This is a genomic window from Mycobacterium paraffinicum, assembly GCF_001907675.1.
GTDB classification, from domain to species: Bacteria; Actinomycetota; Actinomycetes; order Mycobacteriales; family Mycobacteriaceae; genus Mycobacterium; species Mycobacterium paraffinicum_A.
Genome location: NZ_MPNT01000020.1, coordinates 21,118 through 40,856, shown reverse-complemented (window position 1 = coordinate 40,856; position 19,739 = coordinate 21,118). Strand labels below are relative to the sequence as shown.

The 19,739-nt window shown below is 69.2% G+C and carries 17 protein-coding genes; 6 read left to right on the top strand and 11 right to left on the bottom strand.

What is annotated here, in order from left to right; translation table 11 throughout:
* The first annotated feature begins 164 nt into the window (after nt 1-164).
* Both BRW65_RS20160 and BRW65_RS20155 read left to right on the top strand, forming a co-directional pair.
* On the top strand, nt 165-1,442 hold the full coding sequence (locus tag BRW65_RS20160; protein WP_167374073.1) for a DUF3068 domain-containing protein: 1,278 nt from the start codon (nt 165-167) through the stop codon (nt 1,440-1,442).
* 8 nt (nt 1,443-1,450) lie between these two features.
* On the top strand, nt 1,451-3,193 hold the full coding sequence (locus tag BRW65_RS20155) for a hypothetical protein (protein ID WP_073877560.1): 1,743 nt from the start codon (nt 1,451-1,453) through the stop codon (nt 3,191-3,193).
* A 52-nt stretch (nt 3,194-3,245) separates the two neighbouring features.
* Here the strand turns inward: BRW65_RS20155 and BRW65_RS20150 are convergent, their stop codons facing one another.
* The gene (locus BRW65_RS20150) at nt 3,246-4,400 is read right to left on the bottom strand and encodes a glycosyltransferase family 4 protein (protein WP_073877558.1); all 1,155 of its coding nucleotides are present in this window, start codon (nt 4,398-4,400) and stop codon (nt 3,246-3,248) included.
* A 55-nt stretch (nt 4,401-4,455) separates the two neighbouring features.
* On the opposite strand from BRW65_RS20150, the gene BRW65_RS20145 reads away from it, so the two are divergent.
* The 4 genes from BRW65_RS20145 (at nt 4,456) to BRW65_RS20135 (ending at nt 7,867) form a co-directional block, all read left to right on the top strand.
* Nucleotides 4,456-5,235 carry a class I SAM-dependent methyltransferase gene (locus BRW65_RS20145; protein ID WP_073877556.1) on the top strand — a complete coding sequence of 260 codons (780 nt, stop codon included), beginning with the start codon at nt 4,456-4,458 and terminating at the stop codon, nt 5,233-5,235.
* A gap of 96 nt (nt 5,236-5,331) precedes the next feature.
* The gene (locus BRW65_RS20140; protein WP_073877554.1) at nt 5,332-6,801 is read left to right on the top strand and encodes an aldehyde dehydrogenase; all 1,470 of its coding nucleotides are present in this window, start codon (nt 5,332-5,334) and stop codon (nt 6,799-6,801) included.
* 278 nt (nt 6,802-7,079) lie between these two features.
* Entirely contained in the window at nt 7,080-7,211 is a 132-nt protein-coding gene (locus BRW65_RS32690) for a hypothetical protein (RefSeq protein WP_279627683.1), read from the top strand.
* An 89-nt stretch (nt 7,212-7,300) separates the two neighbouring features.
* Entirely contained in the window at nt 7,301-7,867 is a 567-nt protein-coding gene (locus tag BRW65_RS20135; RefSeq protein ID WP_073877666.1) for a TetR/AcrR family transcriptional regulator, read from the top strand.
* Nucleotides 7,868-7,871: 4 nt separating this feature from the next.
* On the opposite strand, the gene BRW65_RS20130 is transcribed toward BRW65_RS20135, so the two are convergent.
* The 10 genes from BRW65_RS20130 to BRW65_RS20085 all read right to left on the bottom strand — a co-directional run bounded on the left by BRW65_RS20130 (nt 7,872) and on the right by BRW65_RS20085 (nt 19,603).
* Nucleotides 7,872-8,168, bottom strand: coding sequence for a hypothetical protein (locus tag BRW65_RS20130; protein ID WP_046184624.1), 297 nt, complete (start codon nt 8,166-8,168; stop codon nt 7,872-7,874).
* Nucleotides 8,165-9,658 (bottom strand): class I adenylate-forming enzyme family protein, encoded by a 1,494-nt coding sequence (locus BRW65_RS20125; RefSeq protein WP_073877552.1) that lies wholly within the window; start codon nt 9,656-9,658, stop codon nt 8,165-8,167. Before BRW65_RS20125 ends, BRW65_RS20130 begins: the two co-directional genes overlap by 4 nt.
* A 60-nt stretch (nt 9,659-9,718) precedes the next feature.
* Nucleotides 9,719-10,495 carry a crotonase/enoyl-CoA hydratase family protein gene (locus BRW65_RS20120; RefSeq protein WP_073877665.1) on the bottom strand — a complete coding sequence of 259 codons (777 nt, stop codon included), beginning with the start codon at nt 10,493-10,495 and terminating at the stop codon, nt 9,719-9,721.
* Between the two features lie 108 nt (nt 10,496-10,603).
* A complete protein-coding gene (locus tag BRW65_RS20115) occupies nt 10,604-12,013 on the bottom strand; it encodes a WS/DGAT/MGAT family O-acyltransferase (RefSeq protein ID WP_073877550.1) in 1,410 nt (469 codons plus the stop codon).
* A gap of 44 nt (nt 12,014-12,057) precedes the next feature.
* Entirely contained in the window at nt 12,058-13,239 is a 1,182-nt protein-coding gene (locus BRW65_RS20110; protein ID WP_073877548.1) for an alpha/beta hydrolase, read from the bottom strand.
* A 188-nt stretch (nt 13,240-13,427) separates the two neighbouring features.
* Nucleotides 13,428-14,096, bottom strand: coding sequence for an SAM-dependent methyltransferase (locus BRW65_RS20105; protein ID WP_073877546.1), 669 nt, complete (start codon nt 14,094-14,096; stop codon nt 13,428-13,430).
* A 189-nt stretch (nt 14,097-14,285) separates the two neighbouring features.
* A complete protein-coding gene (locus BRW65_RS20100; RefSeq protein WP_073877544.1) occupies nt 14,286-14,606 on the bottom strand; it encodes a Rieske (2Fe-2S) protein in 321 nt (106 codons plus the stop codon).
* The gene (gene nirB / locus BRW65_RS20095) at nt 14,603-17,116 is read right to left on the bottom strand and encodes a nitrite reductase large subunit NirB (protein ID WP_073877542.1); all 2,514 of its coding nucleotides are present in this window, start codon (nt 17,114-17,116) and stop codon (nt 14,603-14,605) included. Before nirB ends, BRW65_RS20100 begins: the two co-directional genes overlap by 4 nt.
* A 17-nt stretch (nt 17,117-17,133) precedes the next feature.
* Nucleotides 17,134-17,487: a molybdopterin oxidoreductase gene (locus BRW65_RS31825; protein WP_073877540.1), complete on the bottom strand. Its 354-nt coding sequence runs from the start codon at nt 17,485-17,487 to the stop codon at nt 17,134-17,136.
* Nucleotides 17,488-17,491: 4 nt separating this feature from the next.
* A complete protein-coding gene (locus BRW65_RS20085) occupies nt 17,492-19,603 on the bottom strand; it encodes a molybdopterin oxidoreductase family protein (RefSeq protein WP_073877538.1) in 2,112 nt (703 codons plus the stop codon).
* Nucleotides 19,604-19,739: the final 136 nt, after the last annotated feature.

Here is a 19,739-nt window from a genome sequence, read left to right as displayed (position 1 = left end):
GTCGGGGAACGAATGGGTAGACCCGAAGGACGGGGCAACAGGTTCGTAAGTCGAGCCCTTACGTTCTGCTGTTAGGGTCAAACGGGTTTGCCTCGGTGCTTGCTCAGGTCGGGGTGGGTCGCGGCCGACGGCGCATAGCGAGAGCACTAGGAGGGCACAGCAACGTGAACCGAGCAGTCATGTTGCGGTTTGCCGCATGCGGCATCATCGGACTGGGCGCCGCCCTGCTGATCGCCGCCCTGCTGTTGTCGACCTACACCACCAACCGGATCACCAAGGTCCCGCTCGACATCGACGCCACGCTGATCAGCGACGGCACCGGAACCGCGCTCGACGCCGCGTCGCTGTCGACCGATCACGTCGTCGTCAACCAAAACGTCCCGCTGGTGTCCCAGCAGCAGATCAGCGTCGAATCGCCGGCGAACGCCGACGTGGTCACGCTGCAGGTCGGCAGCTCGGTGCGGCGCACCGACAAGCAGAAGGACAGCGGCCTGCTGCTGGCGATCGTCGACACCGTCACCCTCAACCGCAAGACGGCGATGGCCGTGTCCGACGACACCCACACCGGCGGCTCGGTCCAGAAGCCGCGCGCCTTCAACGACGAGAACCCGCCCACCGCGATGCCGTTGCGGCACGACGGGCTGGCCTACCGGTTCCCGTTCCACACCGAGAAGAAGACGTACCCCTACTTCGATCCGATCGCGCAGAAGCCGTTCGACGTCAACTACGACAGCCAGGAAGACGTCAACGGCCTGACCACCTACAAGTTCACCCAGAACATCGGCTACAACGCCGACGGCAAGCTGGTGGCCCCCGTGGCCTACCCGTCGCTGATGGCCGGCAATGAGGACGCCAAGCAGACCACGTCGGCATCGATGTGGGGCATCCAGGGCGGCGACCCCAACGAGCAGATCACCATGACCCGTTACTACGCCGCGCAGCGGACATTTTGGGTGGACCCGGTGTCGGGCACCATCGTCAAGGAGACCGAGCACGCCAACCACTACTTCGCCCGCGATCCGCTCAAGCCGGAACTGACGCTGGCCGACTACAAGGTGACCTCCAACCAGGACACCGTCGAATCGCAGGTCAACGCCGCCCGCGATGAGCGCGACCGGCTCTCGCTGTGGTCGCGGGTGCTGCCGATCACGTTCACCGCGGTCGGTCTGATCGCGCTGGTCGCCGGCGGCCTGCTCGCCTCGTTCAGCCTGCGCACCGAGAGCGCGGTGACCGATCCCGGCCTGGACCGGGGTGACCAGGACTTCTTCGGCCGCAGCGGGCTCGAGGAGCCGGTCCCCGGCGCCGAGGCCGAGACCGAGAAGCTGCCCACACAGCGCCCCACGGCGCACGATGATCCCGGTGCGGACGCGCCCACCCTGGGCTCCGACGAGCCACCCGAACCCGGGCCCCCCGAGCCCACCAGCCCGCCCGAACGGGAATAGCCCGCCGCGTGCGCTGGACCCGGCCCGGGTACGCGCTGGCCTTGGCGCTGCTGGTGGTCGGACCGCTGCTCAAGCCCGGCTACCTGCTGCTGCGCGACGCGGTGTCGACACCGCGCTCGTATGTGTCGGACACCGCGCTGGGGCTGACGGCCGCGCCGCGGGCGACGCCCCAAGACTTCGCGATGGCGCTGGCCTCGCACGTGCTCAACGGCGGCGTCGTGGTCAAGGCGATGCTGGTCCTGGGGCTCTGGCTTGCCGGTTGGGGCGCGGCCCGGCTGGTCGCGGCGGCGCTACCCGACGCGGGCATGGCCGGACAGTTCGTCGCCACCACCCTGGCGATCTGGAACCCCTACGTCGCCGAGCGGCTGCTGCAGGGCCACTGGAGCCTGCTGGTCGGCTACGGCTGCCTGCCCTGGATCGCGACGACGATGCTGACGCTGCGAACGGGCGCCGGCTCGTTCTTCGGACTGGCCTTCTGGACCGCGCTCGCCGGGCTGACGCCGACCGGTCTGTTGCTCGCCGCGACGGTCGGGCTCGTGTGCGTCGCCGCCCCCGCCGCGGGCCGGCCTCGCTGGCTGTGCGCCGCGGTGGCGCTGGGCGCCGCGCTGGTGGCGGCGCTGCCCTGGCTGACCGCGGCGGTCGTGGGCGCGTCGTTGGCCCCCCACACGGTCGCGAACACCTTGGGGGTCGACGCGTTCGCGCCGCGCGCCGAGCCGGGCCTGGGCACGCTCGGCAGCCTGGCCGGCCTCGGGGGGATCTGGAACGGCGAGGCCGTGCCGATCTCGCGGACCACCCTGTTCGCGGTGGCGTCGGCCGTGGTGCTGTTGGGCGTCGTGGCCGCCGGGTTGCCGACGGTACTGCGGCGCCCGGCGGCGCGTCCGCTGCTGGCGTTGGCGGCGGCGGCCGTGCTGGTGCCGGCCGCGCTGGCCACTGGCCCGGGCCTGCACCTGCTGGGTGCGGTGGTCGACGCCGTGCCCGCCTTCGGGGTGCTGCGGGACGGGCAGAAATGGGTGGCGCTGGCGGTACCGGGGTACGCGCTGGCGGGCGCGGGCGCGGTAGTGACGCTGCAGAAGTGGGTGTGGCCGGCGGTCACGGCGCCGGTCTGCTGCCTCGCGCTGATCTTCGCCCTGCCCGACCTCGCCTTGGGCGTGTGGGGCCAGGTGTCGCCGGTGCAGTATCCGCGCGGGTGGGCCGCGGTGGCCGCCGCGATCAACGAACGGCCCGCGACGGTGGCGGTGTTGCCGGCCGGCACCATGCGGCTCTACAGCTGGTCGGGCCGCGCCCCGGTGCTGGATCCGTTGCCCCGCTGGGTGCGCGCGGACGTGCTGAGCACGGGCGACCTGGCCATCTCGGGGACCGTCATCCCCGGCGAGGGCAGCCGCGCCCGGGCGGTGCAGCAGTTGCTGCTGGCCGGACCCCACCCGGCCGCGCTGGCCCAGGCCGGGGTCGGCTGGCTGGTCGTCGAATCGGACACCGCCGGCGACATGGGCGCGTCGGCCCGCACCCTCGACGCGTTGCCGCCGGTCTACCGCGACGAGGACATCGCGCTCTACCGGATCGGCGGCGACACCGCCGGGGTGCCCGCGGGCGCGCGCACGGCGACGCTGATCGCGCATCTGGCGTGGCTGGCGGCGCTGCTGGTGGGCGGGGCCGGCGCATTGGTCAGCGCGCGGCGCTCGCGGTCGGCGGCGCTTCCGCGACACTTAAACCACGGTGACGACACGCCGCCGACAAACGCCGCCAGGGATTAAGTCTCGCGGGTCGGCGCTTGGGGGTCGACTCTCGCCGGGCCGGCGCTCGGCGTTACACCACGCCGCTGACCGGGTGGCCGGTCCGCACGGCGTCGAGGACCGTGTGCATGGCGTCGGCGCTTTGCCGCCACGAGAACTCGCCGCTTCGGGCGTGGGCCTTGGCGCCGAGCTGGTCGCGCAGCACCGGGTCGGAAAGCAGCTCCTCGAGGCGGACCACCAGCTCCGCGTGGGTGTCCACCAGGATCCCGGTCACCTCGTCGACGATCGAGTCCGACAGGCCGCCCGAGGATCGGTAGCCGATGGTCGGCACCCGGTGCTGGGCCGCCTCGACGACCGCCAGGCCCCAACCCTCCTTGCGCGAGGGCAGCAGCTGCACCCAAGCGCTTTGCAGCACATGATGTTTGGTGACGTCGTCCACGTGACCGTGGAAGGTCACCGCGCCGGAGATGCCCAGCCGGCTGACGTGGTCGACGAGCCGCTGCCGCCACCAGCCGTCGCCGACGATGTCGAGGTGCAGACCGGGCATGCGCGGCCGCAGCTGCGCGACGGCCTCCAGCGCGTCCTCGATCTGCTTGTGCGGCACCAGCCGCGACAGCACCACCACCCGCGGCGCGGCGGCGCGCGGGCCGGACAGCGTTCGGGCCGGGGCCTCGTCGAGGCCGTTGCGCACCACCGCGATGTGCGCGTTGTCGACCCCGAGGGACACCAGGTCGCGCGCCGACGGCAGCGACACCGTCACGTATTGATTGCGCCGGTTCAGCCGCGGCGACAGCGTCGACTCGACGAACCAGCCGAGCCGGCCGAGCACGGGACCGGCGACCGGCCACTGCTCGCGGTGGCAGTGGTGCACCAGCACCGCCACCCGCCGGCCGTACACCAGCCGGGCGAGGAACGGCAGGCCGTTCTGGGTGTCGACGACCACGTCGGGCCGCACCCGTCGCAGCGGTCCGAGCCCCAGCCGCGCCCCGGCCATCGCGAGCAAAGCCCAGACGTAGACGGAGTACCGGCCGCCGGCGCGGTCGATGCGCACACCGTCGACCACCTCCCGGCGCGGCGACCCGGGGTAACGGGCCGTACGCAGCGTGACGGCGATGCCGCGCGCGGCCAGCTGCGCGCCGATGCGCTGCAAGTAGGCCTCGCTGCCGCCGCCCTGCGGGTGCCCGGTATCGCGCCAGCACAGCAGGAGCACGGAGCGCAGACCAGACATCACTGGTCAGCCTAGCCCGGGAACGACGAGCACCGGCGCTGCGTAGGGTTGGCCGGTGGCCGCGACCCCGGATCCCACCCGCGTTTTCGCGCGGCGGGCGACCCTGGCCCGCGCGCTGCGGCTGCTGTCCGAGTTCCGCTTCGAGCAGTCGGACCCGGCCCGCTTCTACGGCGCGCTCGCGGCGGACACCGCGGCGATGGTGAGTGATCTCTGGCTGGCCACGCACGGCGAATCCCCGGCCGGCCGCAGCCTGCTCGACGTCGGCGGCGGGCCCGGTTACTTCTCGGCCGCGTTCGCCGACGCCGGGATCCGTTACCTGGGCGTCGAACCCGACCCGAGCGAGATGCACGCGGCCGGGCCGGCGCCCGCGGGGGGCGCCGGAAACTTCGTGCGCGCCTCCGGGACGGCACTGCCGTTCGCCGACGACTCGGTGGACATCTGCCTGTCGTCCAACGTCGCCGAACACGTGCCGCGGCCGTGGCGGCTCGGCGCCGAAATGCTGCGGGTGACCAAGCCCGGCGGGCTGGCCGTGCTCTCCTACACGGTCTGGCTGGGGCCGTTCGGCGGGCACGAGATGGGCCTGACCCACTACCTCGGCGGCGCGCGCGCCGCCGCCCGCTACGCTCGCAAACACGGGCGTCCGGCGAAAAACAACTACGGGTCGTCGTTGTTCGCCGTGTCCGCGGCCGACGGCCTGACGTGGGCCGCCAGCACGGGGGCGGCGGTGGCCGCATTTCCCCGCTACCACCCCCGATGGGCATGGTGGTTGACCTCGGTCCCGCTGCTCCGCGAGTTCCTGGTGAGCAATCTGGTGCTCGTCCTGCGACCCCAATAGTGAAACGTGTTCTCGTTTCGCGTCGGCTTGGGTAGGGTGGCGCCCATGCGCGCCGGCAACGATGCAGCGCGGAGGCAATGAGGAGGAACGGCGCAGATGGCCGACAGCAAGACGGAATACGACAAGCTTTTCATCGGCGGCAAGTGGACCGAGCCGTCGACCGACGAGGTGATCGAGGTGCGCTGCCCGGCCACCGGTGAATACGTCGGCAAGGTGCCGCTTGCGGCGGCCGCCGACGTCGACGCCGCGGTCGCCGCGGCCCGCGCCGCCTTCGACAACGGACCCTGGCCCACGACGCCGCCCAAGGAGCGCGCGGCCGTGATCGCCAACGCGCTCAAGGTGATGGAGGAGCGCAAGGACCTGTTCACCGAGTTGCTCGCGGCCGAAACCGGCCAGCCGCCGACCAGCGTCGAGACGATGCACTGGATGAGCTCGATCGGGGCGCTGAACTTCTTCGCCGGCCCGGCCGTCGACCAGGTCAAGTGGAAGGAGATCCGCACCGGCGGTTACGGGCAGAGCATCGTGCACCGCGAGCCCATCGGCGTGGTGGGCGCAATCGTCGCGTGGAACGTGCCCCTTTTCCTGGCCGTCAACAAGCTGGGCCCGGCGCTGCTGGCCGGCTGCACCGTGGTGCTGAAGCCGGCCGCCGAAACCCCGCTCAGCGCAAACGCTTTGGCGGAGGCGTTCACCGAGGCCGGACTGCCCGAGGGCGTGCTGTCGGTGGTGCCCGGCGGGATCGAGACCGGGCAGGCGCTGACCTCCAACCCGAACGTCGACCTGTTCTCCTTCACCGGCAGCTCGGCCGTCGGCAAGGAGATCGGCCGCCGCGCCGCGGAGATGCTCAAGCCGTGCACGCTGGAGCTCGGCGGCAAGTCGGCGGCCATCGTCCTCGACGACGTCGACCTGCCCTCCGCCATCCCGATGCTGGTGTTCTCCGGCATCATGAACACCGGCCAGGCCTGCGTGGCCCAGACACGCATCCTGGCCCCGCGCTCGCGCTACGACGAAATCGTGGATGCGGTAAGCACTTTCGTGCAGGCGCTGCCGGTGGGCCTGCCGACGGACCCGGCCGCCCAGATCGGTTCGCTGATCTCCGAGAAGCAACGCGCCCGCGTCGAGGGCTACATCGCCAAGGGTATCGAGGAGGGCGCGCGGCTGGTCTGCGGCGGCGGCCGCCCCGAGGGCCTGGACAGCGGCTTCTTCGTGCAGCCCACCGTCTTCGCCGACGTCGACAACAAGATGACGATCGCCCAAGAGGAGATCTTCGGGCCCGTGCTCAGCATCATCCCCTACGACACCGAAGAGGACGCGATCAAGATCGCCAACGACTCGGTGTACGGTCTGGCCGGCAGCGTGTGGACCACCGACATCGAGCGCGGCATCGCGGTCTCGGAGAAAATCCGCACCGGGACGTACGGGATCAACTGGTACGCGTTCGACCCCTGTTGCCCGTTCGGCGGCTACAAGAACTCCGGCATCGGCCGCGAGAACGGCCCCGAAGGCGTGGAGCACTTCACCCAGCAGAAGAGCGTGCTCATGCCGATGGGCCACACAATCGAGGGCTGACGCCCGCTCGTCGACCGCGCGCTCACCGCGACCAGCGGCGAGCGCGCGGTCGGTGCTGTGTGTGAGCGCACCGCATCCCCGCGCCCCAGCCCGGCAAATTATGCAATAAAGCATAGAAACCAGCTTGTGACGTCTGCGTTAACCACGGGTCCCGGATGCCCTTCAGCGGCATCTCCCGTGCACCTGGCGTTACATAGGGAATAAAACTTGCTTACTGGACCGCTGTCTTATATGCTTCTCAGCATAATCATGGTCGGCGCATAGGCCGGGAGAGAATCATGTGGATCATCGAGTTGAACATCGGCGGTTATCAATTCACCCGCGAGATGCCCGACCTGAAGCGCCGGAATTTCCGCTTCAGCCCGCGCAGCATGCATTGGCCGGTACTGCGGCATTCACCCGCTGCATGACGTTGGCCACGGGAGGCACGAGAGTGGCGACCACGAGCGAATCAGTGCAGGATCTGACCCCGACGAAGCGCGGCGGCACGCGCAAGAAGATGTTGGCCAGCGCCGCCGAGGTGATGCGTGAACGCGGTGCCGCGGGAGTGACCATCGACGCGGTGCTCGCCCGCAGCGGCGCGCCGCGCGGCTCCGTGTACTACCACTTCCCCGACGGCCGCAATCAGATCCTGATCGAGGCGCTGCGCTACTCCGGGGACTCGATCACGGCGATGATCGACGACGCCGCCGAGCAAGGCGCCCGGGTGCTACTGGGCAAGTTCGTCGACTTCTGGGAGCGTCTGCTGACCGAGGGCAGCTTCAACGCCGGCTGCCCCGTGGTCGCCGCGGCGATCGGCTCGGACGCCGACGACGCCGCGCTTTCCGACGAGGCCGCCGCCATCCTGGGCCGCTGGTGCGCCGCGCTGACCCGGGCGTTCACCCACGACGGCTTCGATGAGCCGTGCGCCGCCTCGCTGGCGGTGATGTCGATCGCCTCACTGGAGGGTGCCATCGTGCTGTCCCGCTCGACCGGCAGCATCGACCCACTGCGCCAGGTCGGGGAACAGCTCGAATTCCTCATCAAGGCAAGGGAATTCGTGCTGCGCAACAATATCGCGGAGTGACTCCTCAGTCGCTGGCCGGCAGCGGCTTGACTTCTTTGAGCTGCAGCGCGGTTTGGCCGACGCTCAGGCTCCCGGCGCCCGGCTTGGTCACCAGCACCTCCGCGCCGGTCTCGTCGACGTAGCGCTTGCCCATCACGGTCCCGTCGGCGAAAGCCGGGTCCAGCTCGCCGGAGCGCTCGGCGCCGATCGGCACCATCGGCGCACCGCCACAACGCAAATCGTCGAGGCTGTCGGCGCTCCTGACGACGATCACCTGCGTGTCACACACCTGGCTGGCCAGGCGGGTTCCATTCTTGATCATGCACGTAGCCCTTCTAGCATCTCGATGATCTCCCGGCGAAGAACCTTGCCGGTGGGGGTCGTGGGCAGTTCGTCGCGAAACACCACCCGGTCCGGAGTTCGCGACCCGCGCAAGCTCTTTCGGACGTGCTCGCGCAGATCCTCGGGATCCGGTTCGGCACCGGGGCGGGGCACCACCACCGCGACGATCGCCTGGCCCCACTGCGGATCCTCCACGCCCACCACCGCGACATCCCTGACGTGCGGGTGTTCGACCAACACCTCTTCGAGCTCGGCGGGCGCGATGTTCTCTCCGCCGCGAATGATGGTGTCGTCGCTGCGTCCGCCGATGTACAGGTAGCCATCCTCGTCCAGCATGGCGATGTCTTTGGTTGGGAACCAACCATTTTCGTCGAGCACCGAGCCAATTCCGGTGTAACGCCCGGAAACCTGCTCGCCGCGGACGAACAGCTCGCCGGTCTCACCCGGTCCGAGGACGTTGCCGTCCTCGTCGCGGATCTCGATCTCGATGCCGGGCACCGGCTGCCCGACCGACGCCAGCCGCCTGGCAACCTGGGGCGCTTCGGCGGCCTGCGCCGCCCGGTGGTCGTCGGGGGTCAGCACCGCGATCGTCGAGCTGGTCTCGGTCAGGCCGTAGGCGTTGACGAAGCCCACGCCGGGCAGCAGTTCGAGGGCCCGGCGGACCAGCGGCAGCGCCACCTTCGAACCGCCGTACGCCAGGTTGCGCAGCGACGGCAGTTCGTGGCCGTCGGTCTCCAGCGCCGCGACGATGCGGTCCAGCATGGTGGGCACCACGGTCGCGGTGGTCACGTTCTCCGCGTTGATCAGCCGAACCCATTCCTGGGCATCGAAATTCGGGAGGTAGACCATCTTGCGGCCGGCGTACAGGTTGGACAGGGCGGCGCCCACCCCGGCGATGTGATAGGGCGGCACGCAGATCAACGCGGCGTCGCTCTCGGCGGCCGATTCGAACTCCACCGTGCCGGTCACGTAGCTGGTCAGGTTGTTGTGCGACAGCTCGACGGCCTTGGGTTGCGAGGTGGTGCCCGAGGTGAACAGCACGATCGCGACCGAGTCGGGGTCGGGGAATTCCGCCGCCGGCTCGCTCCCCTCCGCGGCCGCCAGGAAGTCGTCGGTGGTCATCAGCCGGCCGGAAGCCTCTCCGACCATGTCCCGGTAGCGGTCGTCGACGATCACCAGGGGTTCGGGCAGGCGCTCGATCAGCGCCTGGATGCCGTCGGCGGACAACCGGTAGTTGATCGGGGTGAAGGGCAGCCCGGCCCGTGCGGCGGCGAAGATGAGGACCGGCAGCGTGGCGCCGCCGGTGCCCACGTACGCGACGTGCTCGGCGCCCGACCCCGCGATCACGCCGGCGCCGCCGTCGGCCAGGTCGCTGAGCTGCTGCGTCGTCAGCCGCATGTCCCCGGAGACCACCGCCGTGCGCTCGGGGTTGCTAGACGCGGCCATCTCGAGCAGCAGCGAAATGCTCATCCTCGGTCTTTCCGGTTCGCCGATGGTTTACAAAACTAAGCCATAGTGTAACTTGGCGGCTTACGTGCCCGTCCAGCGTGGTGGGCGCTTCTCGGCGAAGGCGATCGCGCCCTCCTTGGCGTCGTTCGACGTAAAGACCGGAACCTGGATCTTCATCTGCTCGGCGAACCTGGTGTCGCGGCTCCAACCGCCCGACTCGACGATGATCCGTTTGGTGGCCGCCACCGCGAGCGGGCCGTTCGCGGTGATCTTCTCGGCCAGCGCGACGGCCGCGTCTAGCACCTTCCCCGGCTCCGCCAACACGTTGACCAGGCCCAGCGCATGCGCGCGCTCGGCCGAGAGCTGGTCGCCGGTGAGCGCCAGCTCCATGGCGATCGCATACGGGATGCGCTCCGGCAGCCGCAACAAACCCCCGCCCGCGGCGACCAGCCCACGCTTCACCTCCGGAATCCCGAAGGCCGAGTCGTGAGCCGCCACGATCAGGTCGGTGGCCAGCGCCAGCTCACAGCCGCCGGCCAGGGCGTATCCCTCCACCGCAGCGATCAGCGGCTTGGCCGGCGGGCGTTCGGTGAAGCCCATGCCGCGGCCCTCGACGACGACGTTCTCGCCTCGGGTGAACGCCTTGAGGTCCATGCCGGCGCAGAACGAGCCGCCCGCCCCGGTCACGATGCCCACCGACAGGCCGCTGTCGCCGTCAAGCCGGTCCATGGCGTCGGCCAGGCCCCGGCTCACCGCGGCGTTGACCGCGTTCTTGGCCTTGGGCCGGTTGATCGTGATGATCAGGATCCGATCCCGCTGTTCGACCAGGACTTCGGGTTCGTTGGCGTCTTCGCTCACGGCCACACAGCTCCTTCGGGTAGGAGTGGCTGCTTACTCGAGAAGATGGTAGCGGTCGACGGAAATGGCACTGGCACCAGTCGAGAGTCGCGTTTTCGCCGGCGACCCTCAGGCCGGCGCCATCGCGGCCTCGACAACGGTCAGTTCTTCGGAAAGCCCTGCGGCCCTGCGGATTTCGATGAAGTCAGCGACCATGGCCTCGGTCACCTCATGCGGGTCCTTGAGCGTGGCGCCGTCGGACAGCACCGAGATGTTGAGCTGGTCCACATAGCTCCACACGGTGATGTTGAGGCCGCTGCCGGCGGTCAACGGGCCCACCGAGTAGATCTCGGTGACCAGCGCGCCGCCCACCCGGCCCCGCTCACGCGGACCCGGCACGTTGGAGATGTTCAGGTTGAGGATCTTGTTGTGGCCGTCACGGCCTGCCGCCCAACGGAAGAAGGCCTGGGTGGGCGCGGGCGGCATGTAGGCCGCCCACCGGCTCACCAGTTCCGGCCCCATCAGTTGGTTGCTCTCCTTGGCGGCGATCGCGTTCTCGTGGCTGCACTGCACCCGCTCCAGCGGGTCGTCAGAATCGGTCGGCAGGCCGACCAGCACACCCGTGAAGCGATTGCCGGAGATCCGCTCCGGGGAGAAGTCGAAGCTCATCGGCACGGACGCCAGCAGCGGCACGGCCTGGCCGTCGTAGCGCAGCTGCAGGGTGCGCAGCGCGCCGGTGGCCATGGCGAGGACCATGTCGTTGATCGTCGCGCCCAGCCGCTTCCCGGTCTCCTTGACGTCGGCCAGCGCCAGGGTGGCGGTGGCGAACCGGCGCTCCGGGGTGATCTTGTGATTCATGAAGGTGGGGGGCGGTTCGAACGGCCGGCTCAACTCCGGCGACAGCTTGCGCGAGCTGCGGCGCACCCGGCCCAGCCCCTGCGCGGTGTAGCGGATCGTCGCCGGGATCCGCCCGACGTGACGCAGGTGGTCGGCGAACGCCGAGCCCATCAGCTGCCGCGGGCTGGGGGCGGGGTCGGACTTGTACGGGCCACCCTCGGGCCCGGGCTGCAAGTCCATGCCGCGGGCGAGCAGGTTGGCCGACGCGACCCCGTCGGCGAGCGCGTGGTGGATCTTGCCGACCACCGCGATCCGGTTGTTCGCCAGGCCTTCAACGAAGTACATCTCCCACAGGGGGCGGCTGCGGTCCAACGGCGTGCTGGCGATGCGTCCGATGGCCTCGTCCAGCTCGCGCCGGCCGCCCGGTGCGGGCAGCCGCCAGGGGCGGATGTGGTAGTCGAGGTCGACCTCGCAGTTCTCCCGCCACATCGGGTGATGGAACTTGAAGGGGATCTCGACCAGCTGGTAGCAGAACGGCTCCAGCTTGCCCAGGCGGGCGCGGATGACTTCGCGAAACGCGTCGATACCGAAGTCAAGGCGATCGGAATCGAGTTCGATCACAGCGGCTTTGATCGTGTGCATGTGCACGTTCGGCGTCTCGCTGTAGAGCAAGACCGCATCCCACCCGCTCAGCCGTTTCACCGCTGCCCCTGACCCATAAAGGGACCATACTCAGCGGCGGCGGTTCAGATAACCTCTTTGGCCGCGTTTGTCTTGGCGCGGTAAACCTGGTTCAGGAACAGCGAAGTCGCGTGCGCCGCGGCGCCCGCCCGCTCCCCGTCGATGAGGTCGTAGCCGTGGCCCGCGCCGGGCAGCTCCAGGTAGCCCACCATCGAATGCGATACCGCCCGCATCCGGTCAACGAAGCCGCGCGCCTGCTCGACGGGAATGACACTGTCCTTGCTGCCGTGAATCACCAAGAACGGCGGCGCATTTCGATGCACGCGCGCCATCGGCGACGCGTCGCGGAACACTTGGGGGTGGCGCTCCATCCTGCGCCTGACCACGACCCGCTCCAAGAAGTCGACGAACCGGTCCCGCTCGGGGGTCGACCGGTCCTCCCAGTCGTAGCGACCGTAGATGCCGACGACGGCGTCCACCGAGGTGTTCGCCCCTTCGGGCAGCTTCGCGTGGTACTGCGGGTCGTCGGGGGTCAGCCCGGCCAGCGCGGACAGGTGGCCGCCGGCAGAACAACCCGCCACCGCAACGAAATCGCGGTCGCCACCGAACTTGTCGACATTGGCGCGCGCCCACGCAATGGCCGTCTTGACGTCGACGATGTGGCGCGGCCAGCGGTGGTGCGGGGCGACGCGGTAATCGATCGCCAGGCACACCCAACCCTGCTCGGCCAACCGGGACATCAGGGCCGAGCCCTGACCCATGGCCTTGCCGTGCACCCAGGCGCCGCCCGGCACGAAGATGAGCACCGGTGCGGGCTGCGCGGGCAGGTCCTTGCGGCGCCAGACGTCGAGTACCTGCGCGGGGTGGTCCCCATAGTGGACCGCGCGGCGGTGGAGGTAGCGGCGCTGACGCATCGCGTCCCAAATCGGCGGCGTCCGTACCGCCGCGGGCCATTCCAGCTCCAGATCGGCGGCCGACACGATGCCCCGCAGGGCCGCGACGGACACGTCCTGAATGCTGACGTTGTCGCCGCGGACGGACTCGGCGGCTTCCTTTGCCTGACGCGGCTTGGCCATTCCGGAGAGGAAGTCGGGGGCGTGCCGGGCGCCCCAGATGCCCATCGCGGTCAGGCCGCCCAAGGGCTCGAGGTGCTTGCCGACGACCGGCAGCGAAGCACCGGCGACGCTCAGGGCCAGCGCGTAGTCGCCGGGACGCGCCCGCAGCAACCATTTCGCGCACGATGTCATACTCGGCCTCCTTGCCGTCGTGTGAGGGCAGCGTACCCCCGGCGCCAGGTCCAAAACTGACGTTTGCGTCGACGCATCCCCCGACATCGGAAAGGCGTCAGGGCCGTGGTTGCCCTGTGCCGGTTCGGCGTGTTGGGAGGGGCGGCGGAGTTTGCCACTCGCTGCGGAGAAGGCCGGTCGCGACACGCTCACATCGCCGCCAGGCAGGCGATCACGCGGCCGCCGATCAGGCGGAAACCGATCAACGTCAGTCCCACCTGCGCGGCGAGCGCCGCGGCGCTGTCCACGCCGACCGACGCCCACCGAAACCAGGGGCCGACCTCACACGCGGACTCCAGCCGGACCCAGCGCGAACGGATGCCGATGTTCTCGGCGTCGAATTCGGCGACGCACCGCCCGCCTCGCGCCAGCAGCTCGGCGGCCCGCCCCAGGATGCGGCACGGGTCTCCGCCGAGGCCGACGTTGCCGTCGACCAGCAACACCGTCTGCCACAGACCCACGCCGGGCAGCGGGTCGAACACATCGCCGAGCAGGGCCGGCGCGCCGCCGCGGCCCGCCAGCCGGATCGCGGTCACGGACCGGTCGATGCCCAGGGCGGGTATCCCCCGCTGAATCAGTCGGGCCACCAATCGGCCCGGGCCGCAACCCAATTCGATCGTCGGCCCGGTGCACATCTGGGTGACGGCTTCGTCGAAGACTTCGTCGAAGGCATCCTCAGATCCATCACCGGGACATACATCGTCGGGACATCGCACCCCCAACCAGCGGTGCGCCGGGAGCGGCCGCAGCTCGCCGTCGTCGTGGCGAATCCAACATCGCTCGCCGCCGAGCGCCTGATCGTAGAGATGACCCAGCATTCACGTCCCTCGCGTCCTGCCCGACCGGGCGACCCACGCTCGGCCCCGGGGAGGGACGTTGCGACGACGCACCAGCAACAGCCTGCACGCTGACGCGTGCCGCGCTCGCCAGCATTCCACCGATACCCCGATCTTTGTTCGGCTAATCCACCGTTGGTGTACGCGCCAGGGAGCGGAATGGTTCAGCGATCAGGCGTGGACCTTCCCGTCTACCGACAGCTGAACCGTTCCGTTGTCCACGTGGACGGGGTAGGCGGTGACCGACGCGCCGCCCGAGACCTCGCACCCCGTCGCCAGGTCGTAGGTGAAGCCGTGCAGCGGGCAGATGACGACCCGGGCGTCGGCGAGCCCGTCGGCGAGCGGACCGCCGCGGTGCGGGCACACGGCGTCCAGTGCGCGCAGCGACCCGTCCCGTAACCGGAACACCGCAATCTGCCGGCCCTCGACGACAAAGGTGCGGCCCTCCCCGACCGGTATCTGATCCACCGGGCCCAGGTTGACGCCGCTCATCGGACCGGCACCTGAGGCAGCGGGATCAGCGGCAGGGACGAGCCGAACTGGTTGACCGTGGCGGGATTTCGACCGTCGACCCATGGGTCACGGTAGGAGTCGACCGACATCTGCATGTGCGCGTCCAGCTCGTCGGCGATGCCGTCGCTGTCGTCGACCACGATGCCCCGGATCCGGTCGATCCCCACGCGGGGCACGAAGTCGTAGGTGCGCTCGAGCCAGTTGGCGTTCTCGCGGTAGTACTGCAGGAAACGCCCGGTCAGCGTGATCACCTCGTCATGGGTGTCCACGGTGGCGAGCAGATCGCCTTTGCGGACGTGTGAGCCGGCCGCACCGCCGACGTAGATCTGCCATTGGTCGCCCTCGATCGCGACGACGCCGACGTCCTTGCACAGCGCTTCGGCGCAATTGCGCGGGCAGCCGGTCACGGCCAACTTCATCTTGCCGGGGCTGGGTATCCCTTGGAAACGCTCCTCGATCGCGATACCCAGCGCCGTGGAATCCCCGACACCGTATCGGCAGAAATCGCTTCCTACACAGGTTTTCACGGTGCGGAAGCTCTTGCCGTAGGCGTACCCGGACGGCATCCCGAGATCCGACCACACCGACGGCAAGTCCTCCTTGCGCACACCGAGCAGATCGATGCGCTGGCCGCCGGTGAGCTTGATCATCGGGATCCGGTACTTGTCTGCGACGTCCGCGATCTTGCGCAGCTGCTCGGAGTTCGTCACGCCGCCCTTCAGCTGCGGGACCACGGAGAAGGTTCCGTCGCGCTGGATGTTGGCGTGCACCCGGTCGTTGATGAAGCGGCCGTCGCGTTCGTCGACGTATTCGTCACCCCACATCATGTGCAGCAACGAGGCCAGCGCCATCTTGGATCCGGCGTCCTCGCGGCCTTCCGGCGCCAGCGCGGCGAAGACCGAAGAGACCGAGTGCAATCCGAGCTCGCGAACCTTGCGCATCAACTCCGGTTTCTCATAGGGCACACCGGGCACGTACCAATTCGCCTCGGCGTCTTCGGAAACCGCACCGTCGGCGGCCCACTCGACGATCTGGGCGACCAGGCCCTTGCATGACCCACAGCCTTTGCCGGCCCGGGTTGCCGACATCACGCCCTCGACCGACGTCTGGCCGCCCTTGACGCAGTCGACGATGGTGGCTTTGTTCACGCCGTTGCAGTTGCATACCTGCGCGTCGTCGGACAATTCGGCGGCCCCGGTCGCTTCGTCCGGCGCGCCGCCGATGTCGAACATCAGCGACACGCGCTCGGGCGGCAGCGGCAGCCCACGGTCGAAGGCCTGCATCAGGAAGGCCACCTTGCTGACGTCGCCGACCAGCGTGGCCCCCACCAGCTTGTCGTCGCGCACCACCACGGTCTTGTACACCCCGCGCCGGGGCTCGGAGTACTGCACGAACTCGTCGTCGTCGCGTTCTGGGCTCTTGATGCCCATCGCCGCAACGTCCACGCCGGCGACCTTGAGCTTGGTAGCGGTGCGCGACCCATGGTATGCCGCATGAGGATTCGTCCCGGTCAAATGGTCGGCGAGCACCGCGGCCTGCTCCCACAGGGGCGCAACCAGACCATAGACCTGCCCGCGGTGCTGCGCGCATTCCCCCACCACGTAGACGTCGCCGTCGTCGACCGACCGCATTTGGTCGTCGACGACGATGGCGCGTTCCACCGTCAAACCGGCGCGCACCGCAAGACCGACGTTGGGCCGGATGCCGGCCGCCATCACCACCATGTCGCAGGGCAGCCGGCTACCGTCGGCGAACTCGATCGCCGATGGCAGACCGTCCTGGGTGAGCATCCGGGTGGTCTTCTTGCCCGTATGCACCTCGATGCCCAGCGCCTCGACGAGGCGCCGCAGGATGCCGCTGCCCTGGTCGTCGAGTTGGGCGTTCATCAGCGTGGGACCGCCTTGCACGACCCCGACCTGCAGCCCCCGGTTTTGCAAGCCCCGCGCGGCCTCGAGCCCCAAGAGGCCACCACCGACGACGGCGGCCCGGCGTCGCCCTTCGGCGAACTCGATCATGCCGGCGCAGTCGTCGAGGGTGCGGAAGCCGAACACGCCGGGCGCCAGTTCCTTGTTGTCCAGCCAGATGCCGTCCACCGGCGGGAAGAACGACCGGCTGCCCGTGGCAAGGACCAGCTTGTCGTACCGCACGGTGGTGCCGTCGTCGGCGTGCACGAGGTGCGCGAACGTATCGATGCTCACCACGCGCACCCCCGCGCGCAGGTCAATGTCGTTGTCGGAGTACCAGTCCAGCGGGTTCAGGTAAATCTCGCCGACGTCATCGGAACCGGCCAACACGTTCGACAGCAGAATCCGGTTGTAGTTGCCGTAGGGCTCGTCGCCGAACACGGTGATGGCGAATCGCTCGCCCCCACCGCGGGCCAGGATCTCCTCGAGGGCGCGGGCGCCCGCCATGCCGTTGCCGATCACGACCAGGGTTGCCTGACGGACCGAATTGTGGCCGTTTGTTTCGGGTTTGGCCAAGAGTGTCATGCGGCTTCCTTCGGTGACTAGATCTCGACCAGTCCGATGTCGACGAACACCGTCCCGCTGAATCCGTCGGGCGCGGCGACGGAGACCTCGAGGACGGTGTCGGCGAGCAGGTCTTCGACGACCCGCAGCGGAACGTGCACGGCGTCTTTGGCGCCGATCGGGAAGTAGCGCATCGGGGCGCCGTCGCGCATCAGCACGATGGTGATCAGCTCGTCCGTGCTGTTACCGCCGCGAAAGTAGACCGGCTGGGCGACCGACCCGGCCGGCACCACGTAACGCAGCGACGCGTCGAGCAACGCCGGCGCATCGTAGCCCTTGCCGTCGAATATGAAGGCGCCCTGCAGGAATCGGGGCGTGCTGTCATCACCCATGCGTTCAATCTCCCTCCCTTGATGTGACTGGCTCGGCGTCGGCGCCGGCCGGGGACACTGCGACCGCACAAACCTTGAACGACGGCATCCGGGAGTGCGGGTCCAGTTCCGGATTTGTCAGCCGGTTGATGCACGCCGCACCGCCCCAGTGGAACGGCGCGAAGACGGTGTCCGGCCGGATGCCGCGGTCCATGCGGGCGGTCATCACGACCTCGCCGCGGCGGGTGGTCAGACGGACCTTCTCCCCGTCGCCCACCCCCACCCGCCGCGCCAGCGTGGGATGCAGCTGGGCCACCGGTCCGCCGTCGCCGTCGGCGAGCGCGGCGACTCTGCGGGTTTGGGTACCGGACTGGTATTGGCGCAACACGCGCCCGGTCGTGAGGTAGTACGGGTAGTCGTCATCAGGCAGTTCCGCCGCACCCTGTTGTTCGGTCACATGAAAGTGTGCGCGCCGGTCAGGCGTCGGGAAGTCCTCGACGAACAGCCGAGGGGTGTCGGGGTACATCGCGGACGGGCACGGCCAGAACACCCCGTCGCCGGCCTCGATTCGTTCGTAACTGATTCCGCGGTAGTCGGCCTTCCCGCCCTGGCTCGCTCGGGACAGCTCCTCGAAGACTTCCTTTGGATCTGCCGAAAAGCCCTGTGCGCCCAGTCTCTTGGCAAGATCGCTCATCACGTCGAGGTCTGAACGCACGTCGCCGGGCGGCGCGATCGCGGCACGACGCATGATGACGCGGCCCTCCAGGTTCGTCATGGTTCCCGACTCTTCGGCCCACTGGGATGTGGGCAGCACCACGTCGGCCAGCGCGGCCGTCTCGGACAAGAAGATGTCGGAGACCACCAGGAAGTCGAGCGCCTTGAGCCTCTCGGCCACGTGCAGCGCATTCGGCGCCGACACCGCGACGTTGGACGCCAGCACCCACAGCGCGCGCACGCCGCCCGAACTGCCCATCCCGCTGAGCATTTCGTACGCCGATTGGCCCGGTGCGGGGAGGTCGGCTGGGTTGATTCCCCATACCCGCGCCACGTGGGCCCGCGCGACCGGATCGTCGAGTCTGCGATATCCCGGGAGCTGGTCGCACTTCTGCCCGTGTTCGCGGCCGCCCTGCCCGTTGCCCTGACCCGTGATGGTGGCGAACCCGCTGAACGGACGGCCCGGCAGGCCCAGCGCAAGCGCGAGATTGATGAAGGCTTGCGCCGTGTCGGTGCCGGAGCTGTGCTGCTCGGCGCCACGGGCGGTCAAGATCATCGCGCGATCGGCCTTGGCGAGCATCCGCGCCGCGACGACGATGTCGTTCTCGGGCACGCCGGTGATCCGTTCGGCCCTATCCGGCCAGTAGAGGCGCACGCCCCGGCGCACCGCCTCGAAGCCCGTGGTGCGCGCAGCGACGTATTCCTCGTCGATAAGTCCCTCGCGGGCAATGACATTGAGCATGCCGTTGGCCAGCGCCAGGTCGGTGCCGGGGACGGGCTGCAGGTGGAGGTCGGCCCGAGCGGCGGTCGCGGTACGCCGGGGGTCCACGACGATGTGCTTGGCGCCGCCGTCCCGGCCCTCGTCGAAGAACTGCATCGCCGGAGGCATCGTCTCGGCGGGGTTGCTGCCGACCAGCAGAATCACGTCCGCCTGCGCGATATCGGCCAGCGGGAACGGCAATCCGCGGTCGATACCGAACGAGCGGTTCGTCGCCGCCGCCGCCGACGACATGCAGAACCGTCCGTTGTAGTCGATCGCCGAGGTGCGCAGCGCGACGCGGGCGAACTTGCCCAACTGGTAAGCCTTTTCGTTGGTCAGGCCACCACCGCCGAAGCAGCCCACCGCATTCGGCCCGTGGTCGCGCTGCGCCCGCTGGAAGGCGGCGACGACCCGCTCCAGCGCCTCGTTCCAGCTGGCCCGTCGCAACGGAGAGCCACGATCGTCGCGAATCAGTGGACCGGTCAAGCGGTCCGGGTGACCCAGCAGGTCAGCCGCGGTCCACCCCTTTGCGCACAGCCCACCGCGATTGGTGGGAAAGTCACGCTGTGGAGCGAGCTCGACGCGGCCCCCTGATGTGTCGAGCGTGATCCCACATTGCAACGAGCAATACGGGCAGTGCGTTTTCGTCGGCGCCGGCGCCATCGGCGATCACCGCTTGGCTGAAGGGCCGGCGCGCAATCCGCCGGCCCCGCATTTGAGACCTCCCATGTCGCCCTCCCGATAGGCCTTCGCTTCCGAAGCTACGTGCGGCGTGTTTCGGAGGTATTTCCACGGATTG